The organism is Vibrio sp. 1978, from assembly GCF_033344345.1.
The window spans coordinates 1-955 of sequence record NZ_JAWPOP010000199.1 but is presented as its reverse complement, the minus strand read 5'-3'; the positions used below and the strand labels follow the sequence as shown (position 1 = coordinate 955).

General features: G+C 47.1%; 1 protein-coding gene. It reads left to right on the top strand.

Annotated features, from left to right (window positions below; all coding sequences use genetic code 11):
- Positions 1-955 (top strand): DUF2254 domain-containing protein (locus R8N49_RS25480; RefSeq protein WP_318190258.1); only part of this gene is annotated, 955 nt, incomplete at both ends.

Below are 955 nucleotides of genomic sequence, written 5' to 3'. Positions count from 1 at the left end.
CACTCAACATTATGGTTTCAGCGTACAGCGCGGCCAGTGCAGGGGTCACTCCTAGAGCTACCAAGCTATTGATGGAAGACAGCACAACGCAAAATGCTCTGGCGACTTTTCTTGGCTCATTCTTGTTTAGTTTGGTAGGCATCATCGCACTTGGTATTGGCGCCTATCACGAGCAGGCACAGATCTATTTGTTCATCGTAACCATGGTGGTGATCATTATGATCATCCTGACTCTACTTCGCTGGATTCAGCACCTATCTGTACTTGGTAGAGTCTCGGAAACCACCTCAAATGTGGAACAAGCGCTATTAAGTGCGATTCGAAAACGAGGCTGTGAGCCTTGGCTGGGTGCATTTCCTTGGAGTCATCCAGAGCACAAACCGAGAGGAAGCAAACCGATTGTCAGCAAAGAAATTGGTTACTTACAACATATTGATATGCACCACCTAGATAGTGTTGCTAAAGCCTCTCAATCCACTATCTATATTGAGAGGCAGCCAGGGAGTTTTGTTTATCTTGGTCAACCATTGGCTTGGGTCTGTGGCGAATTAACAGAAGAAAGTGAGGTAACGGCAGCGTTCACGATCCGAACTGAGCGATCCTATGACCAAGATCCTCGCTTTGGCTTAGTTGTACTTGCAGAAATAGCCTCTAGGGCCCTCTCTCCTGCCGTTAATGATAATGGTACTGTGATTGATGTTCTGGGACGTTCGATTCGGGCGCTTTCACTTTGGGGAGAACTTATTAGCCAACAGCCGACCAAAACTCGCTTCCCAAGATTGTTTGTGCCCTCGTTAAACTGCCAAGATTTATTCGATGATGTCTTTTTGCCGATAGCGCATGATGGGGCAGCTCAACTGCAAGTTCAGGTTCGCCTGCAAAAGGCATTACTAGCCTTGTCTAGTATGCATCCCAAGCTGTTTAGCGCTTCAGCAACCAAGCTTTCAGAGAAAGC